Here is a 16681-nt window from a genome sequence, read left to right as displayed (position 1 = left end):
GCCGTTTTTTTAGACTTCAAGCAAATGCAAATCGAACCACAAACGCGGATCTGCATGTTTTAATTTTGACATTGGATCTCGCAAGAGGCGGGAAGAATTTAAAAAAACTACCTGAGCTAATCCCATATTTTCTGCGATTTCTCTGAAAATATTCTTTTTTGTTTCTATATAGGGCAACATTTCCTCACAACAATAAATCCCTATATATCGCAGACGTTTTTTTGGTCTGCCCCAATAACTAGTTATTACTTTCACATAGCAGCCATCTAGTAACTTACCAATTTTTGGATAATACAGATCGACAAGCCTTGTGAATTCTTTGGCTAGGATGTCTTCTTTAATCATTACAAAACATCTTTATGTAGCGCCTATCACAATATTAATATAGCATATTATTATCTTGAATTATCTACAATTAAATATGTTTTTATGCTTATTTTTTTCTAAATTTTTTATTAAATAGTTGCTTCTCAATATTTAATTATTCGCTCACAATAAAAACTAATATATCCTATTATTTATTCTTATTTTATGTTTTATATTTTGATGGATAATGGTCATAGTTTAATGGGAATAATATAATTTTGTATTGATATTTTTTACACTTTGTCAGCAAGCCTATATAAAGAGTATTCTACAAAATAAAAGTTATATTTAAGGCTTTACAGCTTGAGATAAAATAAACACATAGTTTGAAAGATCCTAGATTTATTCAATAAGTTTATTCAATAAGTTTATTCAGAAATAAAAGCAATTTTTTAGAAATATAAAAATAACTTTTATAAATTTTAAAATTGTATAAAATTCCTCCCTCGGGGGAGGTTAGGAGGGGGTTAGTTATTCTTAGGGAGGCTAGAAGGGCGTTAGTTAGGCTAGGAGGGGGTTAGTTATTCTTCCGGGAATTAGGTCACCTCTATCAATGCACCTACCCAAAATTAATATATCTATAATTTTTATAATTTTTAGGACTTACGCATTGACAGAATGAGGAAAATATGAGGTATGTATTTGAGGTATTAAACATCAATTTTCCGATACCTTTTATGCAATTACTTTAATTATGGAATTATTGACAATAGTCTGAAACAACGTATTTTCGTTCATTTAGAGTAGTAAATTTGTACGATGCGTAAGTCCTAATTTTATTATTCTTACCTTCATAGCAGTGACGAGAAATATCACAAATATTTCTTTAATTATTCCGATATAAATATAAAGTAACTAAAAAAAGCTGTGTAGAGAAATTCAGGTACAAGGCTTATTCACAATAAACATGAAGTACTTATTAAAGCTCCAAATATCATTATGCATCGAAGAACTGAAGTATACTTCATTTTCTTGTCTATTCCCTGTTCCCTGTTCTCTATTTCCCAAACTGAAAAATTTGATATCTTACCTAATTTCAAGCCACTGTAAACTATCGCATATTGCGTTCTGCTGCTAACATTTGCGCAATTAATTCAGGTAAGCTTTCAAGGTCTGTATTATTTTCCGTGACAGGTATAGGAGAATTAAATGTATAGCTTGGGTCACATTCTCCATTATCATATACTTGCAAGTGCCATCTGTCTGGCAAACCTTCTATTCCAAGCTCGACAACATACCAACTAACACCCAAAAGACGAGAACTAAATATGGTAAACCATCCCTGATATTTTTCTGGGATACTCCACTCAGACATCAGAAACTCTAATGCTATTTTCGCTGCGTCAGTTGAATTTAATAGCATTACTAATTACCTTTTTTAGAACCTTCAGAAATATCGGGATATAACCCCAGTTCTTTGGAGAGTTCGCGAGCAACATGAATTAAGAATTTTGCTCCTTCTTGGTTACCCTCATGAGCAAATATTGTTGCAACTCTTAGGGCTGTACGAATAAAATCAGCATCAATTAATCCTGAATTAGCTTGCAAGACTTCTGGTTCTTCACCATTAGGAGCCTTAAGTAATTTATCGATTAATTGAAAATATTCGTTCTGACGTTCTGCTGGTATCTGTAGATTGGGATTTTCTTGTGTCATTTTTTTTGGGAGATTATAGTACTATCGGGTCAAAATTTACATGAAGTAATTGACCAGATAAATAATCGTGATTATGACTGATTATCCTATTTCTACATTTTTGAAAATGTACATTAGTAACTTAATAATGACTGTGGTAAATTCTCTCTAATTTTTCAATTATTTTCTGTCGTTCAGTTGCGCGGTATTCTAAATATCCATCAACTAAAAATACTAATACCCCTAAAAAAAGTAGGGAAAATCCAAATACTAATCCTAAAATATTAATAAATTGAGCATATTGCGAGCACATGAATACCTTTTCTAGAAGATTAGTATTACTGCAAAGTAAACTATTACTCGCAATAAGTTTGAGATGTTGTTGCCAAACTACAGAAAATACTAACAATCCTGGCATACATACCACAAAACTGATAAATGCAACCTTGATAGGTTGTAAAATATTACATTTCATTATGAGCTTACCCCAAAGTATTTTTACTCATAGGTTTGATAGTAGCGAGTAATATTATGAGTAATATTTTCCCTTGAAATATAATCTCTGGAAATATACGAATACAACAAGAATTAATTAAATTAAAATACTGCTTCTTGCTGCCCATACTTGCTATTCAATATACAATAATTATATTTTTAAAAAAAATGGTATGTTAGTCAATAACATATATGACTTCTTAGATATAAATAAGCTTTAAACCATGCCTGTAAGGATTTAACTTAACTTTAGAAGAGAATTAAGAAATCCCCCCCGTAAAGGGGGGTAGAGGGGAATCTCTGCGTAAATCCTACCGTTTTTATATCAGCTGCCTGACAATACAATTTTTTACAGTTGGCAGATTAAGATTATTAAATTAATTAAATCTGTACTCAAAGTTTGGAACTCTCACCAAATAACCAGCAAAAAAAACTATCGGGTATGGGTACTAGTAATTTATCGCTATGGAACTAGTCTTTTGGGATAGTGGTTTGAGAATTACTGTACTCAAGTTGAATAGACCTAACTTATGCTATTTAAGTACTTACGACCCTCTTATCTTCGTAAATCACCTGTACTCATTACATGAATTAAAGTTGTGAATGTACACTCTATCATTAGTAAAAATGTCTAAAGTTTTACGAAAAATATTGAACTATGTCAGCTTGTCTGATTCTTTATACAACATCTATTTTTATATTCCGGCCAAATTATAGTATTAAAGATGAAAAATATTGGAAGTAAAAATAGTGTAAATCAAAATATTAAATTCAATACATCTGAGAAGTCTCGCAAATTTTATATGCATTGAAAGTACTTTCTATTTTAGATTAAATGTTAAGAGTTAACTGTTAAGCAATTTAGATGTTCAAAAACTATACGTAATCCTTACTTGTGGATGTTCTATTATTGGTAGAAATTGCTGTAATGTAAAAAATGATATGAAATAAAAATCGTTTGAACATTAGTTAGATTATTAAATCTATAATTTAAGGGGTTCTAAAAATGCGCATTGCTAAAGACGTAACAGAACTAATTGGAAAAACTCCTTTGGTTGAGTTAGGAAAAATTCCTCAAAGTGAAGGATGCGTCGCCAGAATTGTTATTAAACTTGAAGGTATGAATCCTGCAGCTTCCGTCAAAGATAGAATTGCTGCGAGCATGATTAACGCTGCAGAAGCAGAAGGTTTAATCGAACCAGGAAAAAATACTTTAGTCGAACCAACATCTGGAAATACCGGAATTGGACTCGCGATGGTTGCAGCAGCACGAGGTTATCGTTTAATTTTGACAATGCCAGAAAGTATGAGCATGGAAAGACGAGCGATGTTGCGTGCTTATGGAGCAGATTTAGAATTAACACCAGCTAGTGAAGGGATGCGCGGTGCAATTGATAAAGCTAAAGAAATCGCCGAAAAGACGGACAATGCTTTTATTTTGCAACAATTCCGCAACCCTGCAAACCCAAAAATTCATCGTGAAACCACCGCAGAAGAAATTTGGAGCGATACAGACGGCGAAGTAGACTTTCTTGTTGCGGGTGTCGGTACCGGTGGTACAATTACCGGAGTTGCAGAAGTACTCAAAAAACGTAAAAGTACTTTTAAAGTTATTGCAGTTGAACCAACAAATAGCCCAGTGCTTTCCGGTGGACAACCGGGACCACACAAAATTCAAGGTATTGGTGCTGGATTTGTTCCAGAAGTGCTGCGTCAAGATTTGATTGATGAAGTAGTCACTGTTAGTGATGAAGAAGCAATGATTATGGGTAGACGTCTAGCGCGAGAAGAAGGTTTGTTATCTGGTATTTCTTCTGGTGCTGCTTTATGTGCAGCGATTAAAATAGCTCAGCGTCCGGAAAATGCTGGACGTTTGATTGTTGTGGTTCAACCATCCTTTGGGGAGCGTTATCTTAGTACTCCAATGTTTCAAGATTTAGGGAAACAAGTTACCAGGGTCGTTTAATTGGTAATTGGTAATTGGTAATTAATGATTGCTAGTTGGTAATTGAGAATTGCTAATGGGGGAATGGAGAATAGGTAGGTTAAAGAAGAAAATGAATTATTGTAGATAATAAATAAATTTGTTAAATCTTCTTTCGAATCTAAATTTTTCCTTCTCATTCCCCCGATATATGACAGGTTGGTGAAAGTAAAGTAAGCATTCATCAAGCCTAAGAACTAAATAATAAAATACTTCTAAGTTTTGACTTTTTACTTATGTCCTACGGACACGCTATGCTAATGACTTCCGCGCAGCATTAATATTTATTTATAAGGCATTAATCCTAAACCTTTGATTACTAATAGTATGGCGTAGATTAACATAAATCCAGAAAATAAATTTTTATAAAAGTTTTGGGAGGTATTGGTAAACAAAAATTTTCCTAAAGTTAAGTAGATAGTGGCAGCAGCCAGAGAAAGTAATAATATATCAATGGAAAAAACTTCTGGCTGAAATATTGCCAGGACAATGATTTGAATAGTTGCAAAAAATAAATAACAAAAAGCTACACAATTAAGAACTTTTTCTTTACTGGTATACTGACTGCTGGAAAAAACAGAAAGTAATGCTCCACCCATATTAGTAAAACCATGTACGACCCCCATGATAACCAAAAATGGTTTTTGGAATTTCAAAACTACTTCCTGCATCTTTTTTTCAAAGGAAGGTACTGTTCTAAGTAGTAAAGAAAGAATCAGGAAAATCGCAATCCCAAATTCTAGTTTTAGCTTGACCTGCGCGTACAAATAATAACTTAAAGATAGGACAACAAAGGGAAGACAAAATATTATAAAGTTCATTGCCATTTTCCGATCTATGTTGTCGCGGTCTTTAAACAATTGCAAAGAACTGATGGTAATTGATGGAGGTAAAAGAGTGGCTAAAGTAAATGAAAAGTCATTCCCTAATAGCAACATGGTGGGAGTACCAAATACTAGCAATCCCATTCCAAATAAGGATTGAATCGCAGAAAAAACTAATACAACAATTGCTGTTGTAAACATAAAGCGCCTCTTAAAGTTATAGAAATTACAGTTCTATTACCTTTTGACATATGAATCAATTTTTTTTTGATAAAAATGAACGCCAAAATTTCTAGGTAGGATAGTGGCAAACTTCTCCAAACCACTAACTTATAAAGGTGAGACTTTCTGGAGACTTAGTTGTCAAATTAATTAGTGAAACAACGATACTATGTCTATTTTATACTTATTTAGCGATAATTACTGCTTTTTCTTTCCATGCACTTAATTCTATCTATGCAAATAAGTCAAAGTCTATACCTATCAAGAAATAAAAAATATTGATGATGATAGATGACGCATAATTAGCAGATATTTTCTAGCTACCAGAAACATATCTTGTTATTTGCTATATATAAAAAATAAATCTATGAGTAGATTTTTAAAGTATTTGCTAATATTCAGAATTTATGCTGAAAGGTACACGTAAAAATTTAATTTATATTTTTTCGACTGAATCATATTAAAAATGTATTAGTATGATTCATAGAAAGTATTTTAGCTAAAAATTTTCTTTGGAGTATTAGTATCCCCAGTAAGGTAAATAATAGTCAGATGAAGTTTTCAGCCTGTCGATGCTTGAAGTATTTTATCCGCTTAAAATTTTCATAGTACTGAAAAGGTGGAAAATGGCTTTATTTATTATAAATTAGCAAATTTTGCTGTTTTTACTGATTAATTATTTGTGCTTTAGAGTTTCATCATCGAGTTAATAACTGTTAATAAAAAAAACATAGTATACCCAAATAAAAAATAGTAAAATAGATTGATTCGTTTGTGTTTGTTGCGAGTTTGCAAAACTGACTAATAATATGAGTACACTATTTGAGCGAATTGGTGGTGAAGCAGCAGTCGAAGCTACAGTAGATAAATTCTATCTTAAAATTATGGGAGATAAACGAATCAATCATTTTTTTGCTGGGGTAGATATGAAGAAACAGCGGGAAAACCAGGCAGCTTTTCTAATGTTTGCATTTGGTGGTAGTGCCTACTATAGAGGTCGTTCACTACGGACTGCACACCATAAATTAGTCGAACAATGTGGATTGAAAGACGAACATTTTGATTTTGTATTTGAACATCTAGTTGCAACCCTAAAAGAGTTAAGTGTCGCAGAAGAATTAATTCAAGAAGTTGGTAAAAACCTAGAATCAGTTAGAATCTACATACTTAATAGATAAGTATTACTCAACCAGATTTTTTAGAGATATTTGCATTAATTTTAGGATTAAGATAAATTAAATAGCTGAGTAAATAATCAATAATATAACGAGAGTAAAAAAGTAATATTTACTCTTAAATATCACATTTTCACTTGATGATTTGGAGAAAATTCATCAAAAATAAAACTTGCTATAGATTTTCAATTTTATATAAATAAGCTTATAGTTTTATTCTATTGAAGTTGAATTTATTTTGTAAATAATTCACTTCTAAAGAGATATTTTATAAGTTTGATATTTTATAGGTTTGTAAAGATAAGTTTGAAAGCCAAGCTTGCAATTTAGTGACTTTGGTGTGTATAGTCAAAGTCGCCTATTGCTTTAATGTGTATTTTTATCGGATATCGATTCGGATAAATTTTGATTTAACAAAATCTTGAATCTTAAGGTTGAATATTAAATATATTATCCAGTAAGTGCTTGTTTGTTTTTTTGTCTATTTCTCCGCGCGCCAAAATTGTCATACTAAAAACTGTCGCGCTGTTCTATAGTTACTAACGAATGAAATCTGTATAATCCAAGATCGCTATAAAAATGTGAGTGTGAGTGATGTTGTTGAAATGGCAAAAAACACCGGGTTTGAGACTCGCGGTGGTTACAACGATCGCATTTTTCATTATCTGTTTAATTTTGACAGTGCATCGTTATTTCAGTTTTTATGCTTCTTTCGATCAGGGAATTTTTAATCAGGTTTTTTGGAATAATCTTCACGGTCGCTTTTTTCAGAGTTCTCTCTCTTCAAGTCTTTCCACTAATGTTGTCCATGCTGGGGAAATCGCAAAGGTTTACTACCACCGTCTTGGACAACATTTTACCCCAGCTTTATTGATATGGTGGCCAATTTATGCGTTATTTCCCACAGCAGCAACTTTAGCAGTATTACTAGTTGTGTTAATTACTGCTGGGGGTGTGGTTTTATATTTTTTGGCGCGGGAATATTTGGAACCACCATTAGCGGGAATGATTACTGCTAGTTACTATGCTGCAAATGCAGTAATTGGTCCGACCTTGTGTAATTTCCATGATATTAGCCAGATTCCTCTATTTATTTTTAGCCTACTGCTAGCGATGGAAAAGCGTTGTTGGTGGTTATTTTGGCTGCTAGCAATTTTAATTTTGGCTGTGCGGGAAGATGCTGGGGTGAGTTTATTTGGTGTTGGGGTTTACATGGTTTTGAGCAAACGCTTCCCTCGCGCTGGACTAGCTGTTTGCACCCTTAGTTTTGGTTATATGGTATTGCTGACCAATGCAATTATGCCAATATTTTCCGAGGATATTTCCAAACGGTTCATGTTGGAAAGGTTTGGACAGTATACCGACGCTCAAGAAGCATCAACTCTAGATATTATCTGGGGAATGGTTAGTAATCCTTGGCGATTAATTGTAGAACTAGTTACTCCAGTTGACAGAACTATTAGATACTTGCTCGGTCAATGGTTACCCTTAGCTTTTATCCCTGCAATTTCTCCACCTGCTTGGGCGATCGCTGGTTTTCCATTACTAAAACTATTTTTGGGTAAGGGTCAGTCAGTATTAGCAATTACTATTCGTTACGCTTTGAGCGTGGTTCCTGGTTTATTTTATGGTGCAATTATTTGGTGGTCAAAACATCCCAATAAATTTAAACAACCATTGTTTCGTCGTTTTTGGGTTGCTTGTATTTCTTTATCCATATTTTTTAGTTTTACGTCTAACCCCAACCAAACATTTTATTTTGTTATCCCCGACTCAATTAAACCTTGGGTGTACGTATCTTTACCAGAACAATGGCGTCATGTAGCTGCTATGCGTCCTTTGATAGCGCAAATTCCTGCAGAAGCGAGCGTTTCTGCTACAACTTATATTGTTCCTCATCTTTCCAGTCGTCGAGAAATTCTCCGCTTACCCATGCTCAAACTGGAAAACGATGAGCGAAAAGTGATACAGGTTGATTATGCCATAGCCGATATTGGGCGACTGCAGAAATATCAAGTAGCATTTAAAGGCGATCGCCATCAGCTAGAAAGAATAGTTAAACTTATCGATCAAGTAACGACGGATCGGGAATACGGGGTAATTGGTTTTGAAGACGGTGTTATTTTACTGAAAAAAGCTACCGTAGATAACGAGCAAGCACGCGTTGCTTGGAATGATTTTCGCCAAAAACTATCGGTCTGATAACGCAAGTTGCTAGTGCTTTATTCCATTACTTTTGAGGAGTTTGTAGTTGGGCTTTAACCCATTAAAGCCTTAGCATTACGGTGCTAAAGCACTACTACGAACCTTACCTTATCAAGCAAGATTAATGCGATCAAGTATTAGTAAAATCTTGTAAAGACTTACCATACTAAGTCTCTATAAAATTTTGCAACTAAACAAAGCCTGAATAAAATCGATAAAGTTTACATAGCCCCAGAATTACAAGTACTAAGGTTTTATAGAGTCAGCCATAACAAAGTAACAAATGAGACGTATTATAACTATCTCTCTATACTTGTCATTTTTTACTCCTGACTCAAATTTTTCATCATGAAAAGTAGAATATTACTTTTAGTAGTGTTAAAACTACTTTTAGTTATGCAAGATTACTTACTCACGGGAAGAAAATGCTTTTGTAGAAATTAAATAATTTAGACTTTCCATTCTCTTCATTCCTCCCCTAATGCTGAGGTATCGCTTCCGCTAAGGGGAGGTCAGGATGGGTTAGCTTTGGGGAGGTTAGAAGGGGGTTAGCCTTCTGGAAGATTAGGGGGGTTGGGGAGTTTAGGAAGAGGTTTTACTTACGAATATTAGTACAACTTCAGCGCTAGCCTAAAACTTTAGGTTTTATATTTCCGTGTTTGGCGAAGCATGCCGTGATTATTACTACAAGCTATCGAAAATACTTGTAGAAAAGGCTCTGTACTTCTAGGTCAAGCTTTGCAACTAATCTTGTTTCAGTTTGTATTGACCTTGTTTTGAAATTGTCTGGAATTTTGAACTTGTCTGGAATTTTGAACTTGTCTGGAATTTTGAACTTGTCTGGAAAAATTCTTGGTTCGGATTGGAAATGAGAGGTCTTGAAAGTTAGGGGATAAGAAATATATGAAAATACTAGTACTCACTTGGGAGTTTCCACCGCGTATTGTTGGGGGAATTGCTCGTCATGTTGCAGAGCTATACCCAGAAATAGTCAAATTGGGACACGATGTCCATTTAATTACACCAGAATTTGGTCATGCACCGATGTACGAGGTAGTGGAAGGGATCAAAGTACATCGAATTCCAGTTGCTCACGGTAATGATTTTTTTCACTGGGTAAACAACATGAACCAGAGTATAGGTATTCATGGTGGTAAAGTAATTCTCGAAGAAGGTCCATTTGATATTATTCATGGCCATGATTGGATTGTTGGAGATGCAGCAATTGCTCTCAAATATCATTTTAAAATTCCCTTATTAGTAACAATTCATGCCACAGAAGCCGGGCGTCATAACGGTATTTACACAGCAACTCAACGTTATATTAACGGTAAGGAAAAATCATTAGCCCATGAAGCCTGGCGAATTATTGTTTGTACCGACTACATGCGTCGGGAGGTAGAAAGAGCGCTCCATAGCCCTTGGGGTAAAATGGATGTGATTTACAACGGAATTCGCCCGGAAAAGAAACAACACCAACAAACCTTTCATCGTCAAGATTTTCGTCGCCAGTTTGCCGAAGATGGTGAAAAAATTGTTTATTATGTCGGTCGTATGACTCATGAGAAAGGTGTATCGGTATTATTAGATGCAGCCCCCAAAGTTTTATGGCAAATGGGAGGTTACGTCAAATTTGTGATTATTGGTGGTGGTAACACCGATCGCCTCAAGCAACAAGCTTGGAATTCGGGTATTTCTCATAAGTGCTACTTCACTGGTTTTATTACTGATGAATATTTAGATAAATTTCAGACAATTGCTGATTGTGCTGCGTTTCCCAGTCTTTATGAACCATTTGGTATTGTTGCATTAGAAAGTTTTGCAGCTCGCGTACCTGTAGTCGTATCTGATACCTGTGGCTTGCCGGAAGTGGTGAAACACACCAAAACAGGTATAGTCACTCATACAAATAATCCAGATTCTTTAGCTTGGGGAATCTTAGAGGTTTTGAAAAATCCTGGTTATCAGCAATGGCTGATAGATAATGCTTATGAAGATTTAGAAAGACGGTTTAACTGGTTTAAAATCGCTCAACAAACTGAAGATGTATATCGTAGATTAGTGGAAGAAAGGAAAGAAGTGCAGTGGTTGTAATTGGTGCTCGTTAAAATAATATACTTTCAGCATGATTACTCCGTACTGCGATCGCAGCGAACGCGGTGTTAGCATAAAGCCTAAACGGTAAAGCCTCTGGCTCCGCTTACGCCGTTAGGCGCAGTCTAGCGTGATGCGTAAGCGTCATATGGTAGTGGTAATTTGTTGCTTTTTAACCTAATGATTCTACTACTTACTTGTTCCTCACTTACTTTTTACCTTGATAACCCCACCATGGACTAGCGCTGACTATAGCTGCTGTCAAACCAGCCATTACTTCTGGAATTATGCTTGCACCGTTCACAGAAATCTATACAAAACTGCTCAAAAGTGATCAATGATAGTCTTCTATGTTTGTAGCCGGCGTCCAAAGGTCTAGAGCTACAGGGATAAACGGCAATCCCTCTATTCCCTTAAAAATATCGGGAATTACTTTACGAATAATATTCATACTGCCATTAGTATCTGCATTGATTAGCTTACCAGTGGCAGTTTGATATAGTCCTCTTTTAATGCGTTTACCACTAAATTTATATTTAGTATCTGGACTATATTTTGGCAGCTTGTCTCCATCTATAGCACTAGCTTTACTGGTGTAACTTTCCTCAGTGACAATAACTTCAATTCCAGATAATTTAGCCTTATAAGTTATTAAATTGATTAATCTGGAGTGAGGGATTTGAGTGAACTGCTGGTTATTAAGCCTACCAATACTGATATTTTGTTTCCAACCTTGATTATTACCAATAATCAAAGTTGAAATATTGTTTTTCAAGCACCAGTTAATTGCTCTACGACTAGCTGTGTGTAAGTAATTATTAACTCTATTATCACGTTTGTAATTTAACTGTTTAATTTGTCTCCAAGCTTCTTTAGATTGGGCATTTGCCAATTTTTTATTGAAAAATTGATTGATACTTTTCAATGGTCTACCGTTAACCAACAAAGGTTTTAAACCTGGTTGATTTGAAGTTATAGCCATCAAATTTGTCAATCCCAAATCAATACCAGCTACCCATGGGGATTGCTTTAATTCTATTGGAGCGTAGGTGTAGATTACCTCGATTACATAACAGTTAAGTTTTGGAACTATGCGAACTTGGTCTACTTTTTTTACTTTAGTGGGGAAACAAATATCAACTTGTGATCCGCGTTCGCCAAAGGCGCTTCTTAGCACCACCGCAGGTGACAGTTTAATTAAGCCTTTTTTTAGGGCAGGTTGTGATATTGCGTCACAAGGATAAATAACCACATACCTCCCACGTTCTTTATGTTTATAACCTGGTATTCTTGGTCTACCTAAATACTTGTGGGGATATTTCTTGAAGTCCTTTAAAGCTGATAACCAAGATTTCCAAGTTTCCGACACTTTCCTAACTATTTGTTTACTAACTTTAGTTGGTAAATACCTGTATGATTCTAAATTTTTAGTGGCGTGGTAAATATCAACACTGTTGTAGTATTTTCCTGTTTGAAAAAAGTATTGGCGTTGGGTATAAGTAGTGGCATTATATAAATGTTTTGCCTGTAAACTTAAATAGTCACAATCTTTCCAGAACTTATGCTTTCTATTAATTACATGCTTTTCTACTAGCTGCATCTTACATAACTCTTGGCGACCCCATTTGTTTGAGTTCTTAAATTTTTAAGCATTATACTCCAAGGATGAACAATATAGGAATAGTCAAGCTCTCAGGTTAAAAAATCTGTAACTTTTCTCCATAGTCAATTTACTTTTACTTTGATATTAAACAGATCTTCAATCCTTGAAGTGTAAACAGCAAAAATTAGGTGTAAGTAGCATGCAGGCATGTTTTTGAGTTGATGACAACAAATAAACCTACTCAATAAAAGTAGATTTGACTAGTTACGAATAAATATTACCTAACTGTTGCTAACCCACTTGGATTACTTGTATCTCTTTCACTGCTAAAAGCTATAATCTGTAAGCTTTTGGTCCTCGTCCTACGGACACGCTATTCTAATAGCTTGCATGCAGCGTTTATATTATTTATTTTTTACTCTTTGAGATAAATTTGCTACAACCATAGCTAGTTCAGTGGGGTTTACAGGTTTCGGTAGATGTAGCTGATAACCTTCTTCAAGAGCGCGAATTCTGTCTTCAGTTTTACAAGACATAGTTAAAGCTGCTGCTGGTATATTTGAAACTACGGGACCTTCAGGAAAATCATTACCAGTCAATTTGCGATCACGTAATTTTTGGAGCAAGGTAAAACCATCTCCGTCTATCATTTTAATGTCACTAAGCAGGACGTCTGCTTGCCAATGGCTTAAAATTTCCACAGCCTCTGAAACTGAATCTACAGTTCTCACGATCGCTTGAGATTTTCTGAGGATAGCGTAAATCAATTCACGACTCTCAGATTCGCTATCCACTACCAGAACTTTCAGTTCTTTTAGGGAAGAAGAGACGAACGAAGATTTGGAGTGGGGAACTGCTAACGATCTATCAGTAATATATTTATCCCGCTTGTTAACTTGCTCTTTTTTTCTTGGCAGTAATGGCAATTTTACGCTGAAGATTGTCCCCTTTATCTTACTGCGACTTTCAACATCGATAATACCACCATGTAACTCTACTAGATGGCGAACGATTGCTAAACCTAACCCTAAACCTCCGTAAGACCTACTAATGGAGATATCACCTTGATAAAAAAGCTCGAAGATGTGGGGAAGTCGCTCGGGACTAATTCCAATACCCGTATCGATAACTTGAATTTGGATATATTCAGTAACTGGTAATTCTTCTTCCTGGTGAATTTGGACATTTTTTTGCCCCATTACCAAAGACTCAGAAGCTGTAATTTGTGAAAGCTTGATCGTCACCTTACCACCTTGAGGGGTAAACTTGATGGCATTGGAAAGTAAATTCCAAATTATTTGTTCTAAACGATCCGAATCTCCTGGAATTGTTCTGATATCATCTTCCAGTATAGTTTTGACCTGAATTTTCTTTGCTTGAGCAGCAACACTTAGGGTTTGGACTACTCTTTGAATGATGACAACTAAATTACAATTCTCTACTCGTAAACATAGTTTACCCCTGAGAGCCCGAGAAACATCAAGTAAATCTTCAACAAGTTGTGTTTGAGTTTTAGCATTGCGCTCAATGATTTCTAGGGCTTGTGCTTTTTTCTTGGGGTCTAAGTGTTGTCGGGAACGTAACAATTGTGCCCAACCAAGAATAGCGTTAAGAGGCGATCGCAACTCATGGGAAAGAACAGCTAAAAAATCATCTTTAAAGCGGTTGGTGGCTTTTAGTTGTTCGATTTGCTGTTGATGAGAATTTATTAATTGTAGACGCTCCATTGCAACAGTAATTTGGTCGCACACGGTTTGCATCATTACTAACTCATCTGGCTGAAAATTTGAGCAACTATAACTACTTAATACGAGGATTCCTAGTAACTTATTTTGGATGATTAAAGGATAAATATAACCAGACTTAATACCTATTTTTCGCAGTTCTTCTGTTTGTGTTTCTGTTGATATTTGCAGATAATCTAAGACAATAGCCTCGCGTTCTGCTGCTACTGTACCATAAATTCCTTCATCTATCGGTAGCTTATCAATTCCCTCTGCTATCTCTGTACTAATACCACTATGAGACAGTAAGCGTAATACCTGAGATTTATCATCAACTACATAATAAAAGTAAGCATTTAAATCTATAAATTGAGTCAACTTAAAGAATAATCGATTGATAAATTCTTTTGGCTCTTGCTTAAATAATAAATTACTGCTAGTTTCTGCTAAAACTTTAAGTTTTTGGTCATCTAAGGATAATGCTTTTTCTGTCTGTTTAAACTCAGTAATATCTTGAATAAATACTACTCCTGTAGAATTGTAACCCTCTATAGCAGGTAAAGTATCTGCATAAATCATCAATGATTGAGTATATTCCGGCGTATGCCAATTAATTTCCAAACCATCTAATTTCTTGCCGTTAACTATTTTGAATCCTGGTGTTTCTTCTGGAGGAATAGAATTTCCAAATATATCAGTAAAGTAATATTCACTTGTATTTTTAGAATTTAAATTAAAGTTAAAAAATCCATTATAAGCAAATTTTTCTGCTGATTGATTAGCAAAAAGTATTTTTGCTGTTTTAGGTTCTATTAATAACAAAGGTATTGGGGTTAAATTTAATAAATCTTCTAACCATTTTTGCCTATGCTTTAAAGTTGCTTGAGCCTTTTTTTTCTCGCTCAAATCTAAGACAAAAGTTACAAATTTATTTTGACTCGTACCCTGTCGTACATGATTAATTAGAACAGGTATATGAGTTCCATCTTTGCGAATAAATTCTTTCTCATAAGGCGTACAAACACCTTTATCCCTTGCTTCGATTAACCTTTGTCGATCTAAATGTAAATATTCTGGCGGTGTGAGTTTTTGCCAATTAATTGTACCTGCACTTATATCGGAACGCTTATAACCAATTATCCGCAGAAACTCTGTATTGGCTTGCTCGATAGCGCCATTACTATCGCTAAACAAAATACCCATAATGTTTGCACCAACCAAAGTTTTGAGTTTTGCTTCATTTTCTTGTTCGCTTTGCACCAGTCCTGCGGGTCGATCGCGTTGATGAATTATTCTTTCGATGTGGGTTGCACATTGCCAAATCAATAGAGTAAATACTAATACGATCGTGACAACAAATAAGGATATGGCGAACTCTGCCTCATACCTATTGGTGTGGTAACCCTTCAGAATTAACCACCCAGTACCAACCGGAATGACTGCGGTAAGCACTATTAATCTACGTATAAGGGAGCTTTCATCGGTGTTTTGAGTAATTAACCGCATTATCCCTAAATCTGCACGGGCTGAGAGAATACCAGCACAAAGGACTGCAAAGCCAACTGCCGTACCTAATGCCATAGAAGCATAAGCAACGGTGCCATCAAGCCTTTTAACTTGATATGCATAGCTAACTAATACCAAAAAAGAAACTATTGTTGCGAGCAATGCCAAAATTTGGACGTACCAAGAATTTTGATCTCGATTCTTTTTACTTAGATTTCTTCTACTTAAAAGCTCTAAAGCAATTCCAACGAGTGTAAAATTTAATGCCGATGTTAGTTCCATGGTCGATGAAACTTGAAAACTCTTATCCCATGGCAAATCAATATTTTTAGTCAGAGCTAACAGATATTGAATCATGGAAAATGAAGCTATTATTAAAACCCCACAAGCAGAAAATCTGGCAATCTTTCTCAACAATAACTGCGAGTAAGAAACCTTAAGTAAAGATAAGTAAAGCTTTTCCCCTATTGTCCGCCTTCTTTGGGTGTCCCATAATCCCCCATCAACAGTAAGCTTACTCTTGGAGGCGACAACGGATAGCCACAGCGAGATGCCGGACAAAATAAAACAAAGTGCTATATCCTGTTTTATTGTCATCATAATCGCCCTCCAATCACTTGGAATAATTTAAACTTCAAATCAAGCTTCAAATTAAAAACTTCACCTTACAAACTTCACTTTACAAATTTCACTTTACAAATTTAAGAATACAAAATTAAGATTAAATACTTAAAATTAAAAATTTAAGAGTACAAAACTAAGATTATAAATTTCAAATCACAAACTTAAGATTATAAATTTCAAATCATAAACTTAAGATTATAAATTTCAAATCACAAACTTACACT

Annotated in this window: 12 protein-coding genes; 4 read left to right on the top strand and 8 right to left on the bottom strand. The window is 34.8% G+C overall.

Translation table 11 applies throughout. The annotated features are described in order from the left end of the window. Positions 1-9: 9 nt before the first annotated feature. The 4 genes from BC008_RS18360 to BC008_RS18345 all read right to left on the bottom strand — a co-directional run bounded on the left by BC008_RS18360 (position 10) and on the right by BC008_RS18345 (position 2476). Positions 10-345, bottom strand: a complete 336-nt coding sequence (locus tag BC008_RS18360; RefSeq protein ID WP_027846752.1) for a hypothetical protein — start codon at positions 343-345, stop codon at positions 10-12. Between the two features lie 1072 nt (positions 346-1417). After that, a complete protein-coding gene (locus BC008_RS18355; protein WP_027845394.1) occupies positions 1418-1729 on the bottom strand; it encodes a hypothetical protein in 312 nt (103 codons plus the stop codon). A gap of 2 nt (positions 1730-1731) precedes the next feature. After that, complete coding sequence (locus tag BC008_RS18350) at positions 1732-2022, bottom strand: hypothetical protein (RefSeq protein ID WP_036267299.1); 291 nt, start codon at positions 2020-2022, stop codon at positions 1732-1734. Positions 2023-2143: 121 nt separating this feature from the next. Next, positions 2144-2476: a hypothetical protein gene (locus BC008_RS18345; RefSeq protein ID WP_153009612.1), complete on the bottom strand. Its 333-nt coding sequence runs from the start codon at positions 2474-2476 to the stop codon at positions 2144-2146. Between the two features lie 1026 nt (positions 2477-3502). On the opposite strand from BC008_RS18345, the gene cysK reads away from it, so the two are divergent. Further along, positions 3503-4462 carry a cysteine synthase A gene (gene cysK, locus BC008_RS18340; RefSeq protein WP_027845392.1) on the top strand — a complete coding sequence of 320 codons (960 nt, stop codon included), beginning with the start codon at positions 3503-3505 and terminating at the stop codon, positions 4460-4462. Here cysK and BC008_RS49550 read toward each other — a convergent pair. Together BC008_RS49550 and BC008_RS18330 are read right to left on the bottom strand one after the other, a co-directional pair. Continuing rightward, entirely contained in the window at positions 4459-4620 is a 162-nt protein-coding gene (locus BC008_RS49550; protein WP_161938128.1) for a hypothetical protein, read from the bottom strand. The two genes, cysK and BC008_RS49550, sit on opposite strands and share 4 nt — an antisense overlap. A 144-nt stretch (positions 4621-4764) precedes the next feature. Further along, positions 4765-5505, bottom strand: coding sequence for a TSUP family transporter (locus BC008_RS18330; RefSeq protein WP_027845391.1), 741 nt, complete (start codon positions 5503-5505; stop codon positions 4765-4767). An 830-nt stretch (positions 5506-6335) separates the two neighbouring features. Here BC008_RS18330 and BC008_RS18325 point away from each other — a divergent pair. From BC008_RS18325 to BC008_RS18315, 3 genes are all read left to right on the top strand, one after another. Beyond that, a complete protein-coding gene (locus BC008_RS18325; RefSeq protein ID WP_027845390.1) occupies positions 6336-6704 on the top strand; it encodes a group I truncated hemoglobin in 369 nt (122 codons plus the stop codon). A gap of 591 nt (positions 6705-7295) precedes the next feature. Then, on the top strand, positions 7296-8903 hold the full coding sequence (locus BC008_RS18320; RefSeq protein ID WP_027845389.1) for a DUF2079 domain-containing protein: 1608 nt from the start codon (positions 7296-7298) through the stop codon (positions 8901-8903). A 906-nt stretch (positions 8904-9809) separates the two neighbouring features. Next, positions 9810-11000, top strand: a complete 1191-nt coding sequence (locus BC008_RS18315; protein WP_027845388.1) for a glycosyltransferase family 4 protein — start codon at positions 9810-9812, stop codon at positions 10998-11000. 334 nt (positions 11001-11334) lie between these two features. Here the strand turns inward: BC008_RS18315 and BC008_RS18310 are convergent, their stop codons facing one another. Both BC008_RS18310 and BC008_RS18305 read right to left on the bottom strand, forming a co-directional pair. Then, positions 11335-12600: an RNA-guided endonuclease InsQ/TnpB family protein gene (locus BC008_RS18310; protein WP_058183732.1), complete on the bottom strand. Its 1266-nt coding sequence runs from the start codon at positions 12598-12600 to the stop codon at positions 11335-11337. Positions 12601-13007: 407 nt separating this feature from the next. Next, positions 13008-16433 carry a hybrid sensor histidine kinase/response regulator gene (locus BC008_RS18305; protein WP_235595887.1) on the bottom strand — a complete coding sequence of 1142 codons (3426 nt, stop codon included), beginning with the start codon at positions 16431-16433 and terminating at the stop codon, positions 13008-13010. Positions 16434-16681: the final 248 nt, after the last annotated feature.

The organism is Mastigocoleus testarum BC008 (assembly GCF_001456025.1).
Taxonomy (GTDB): Bacteria; Cyanobacteriota; Cyanobacteriia; order Cyanobacteriales; family Nostocaceae; genus Mastigocoleus; species Mastigocoleus testarum.
This window is presented reverse-complemented; position numbering and strand designations above follow the sequence as displayed.

Bases quoted from the DNA above. Each gene is read 5' to 3' on its own strand.
- BC008_RS18360 (WP_027846752.1), bottom strand. From the start codon at position 345: ATGATTAAAGAAGACATCCTAGCCAAAGAATTCACAAGGCTTGTCGAT.
- BC008_RS18355 (WP_027845394.1), bottom strand. From the start codon at position 1,729: ATGCTATTAAATTCAACTGACGCAGCGAAAATAGCATTAGAGTTTCTG.
- BC008_RS18350 (WP_036267299.1), bottom strand. From the start codon at position 2,022: ATGACACAAGAAAATCCCAATCTACAGATACCAGCAGAACGTCAGAAC.
- BC008_RS18345 (WP_153009612.1), bottom strand. From the start codon at position 2,476: ATGAAATGTAATATTTTACAACCTATCAAGGTTGCATTTATCAGTTTT.
- cysK (WP_027845392.1), top strand. From the start codon at position 3,503: ATGCGCATTGCTAAAGACGTAACAGAACTAATTGGAAAAACTCCTTTG.
- BC008_RS49550 (WP_161938128.1), bottom strand. From the start codon at position 4,620: ATGAGAAGGAAAAATTTAGATTCGAAAGAAGATTTAACAAATTTATTT.
- BC008_RS18330 (WP_027845391.1), bottom strand. From the start codon at position 5,505: ATGTTTACAACAGCAATTGTTGTATTAGTTTTTTCTGCGATTCAATCC.
- BC008_RS18325 (WP_027845390.1), top strand. From the start codon at position 6,336: ATGAGTACACTATTTGAGCGAATTGGTGGTGAAGCAGCAGTCGAAGCT.
- BC008_RS18320 (WP_027845389.1), top strand. From the start codon at position 7,296: ATGTTGTTGAAATGGCAAAAAACACCGGGTTTGAGACTCGCGGTGGTT.
- BC008_RS18315 (WP_027845388.1), top strand. From the start codon at position 9,810: ATGAAAATACTAGTACTCACTTGGGAGTTTCCACCGCGTATTGTTGGG.
- BC008_RS18310 (WP_058183732.1), bottom strand. From the start codon at position 12,600: ATGCAGCTAGTAGAAAAGCATGTAATTAATAGAAAGCATAAGTTCTGG.
- BC008_RS18305 (WP_235595887.1), bottom strand. From the start codon at position 16,433: ATGATGACAATAAAACAGGATATAGCACTTTGTTTTATTTTGTCCGGC.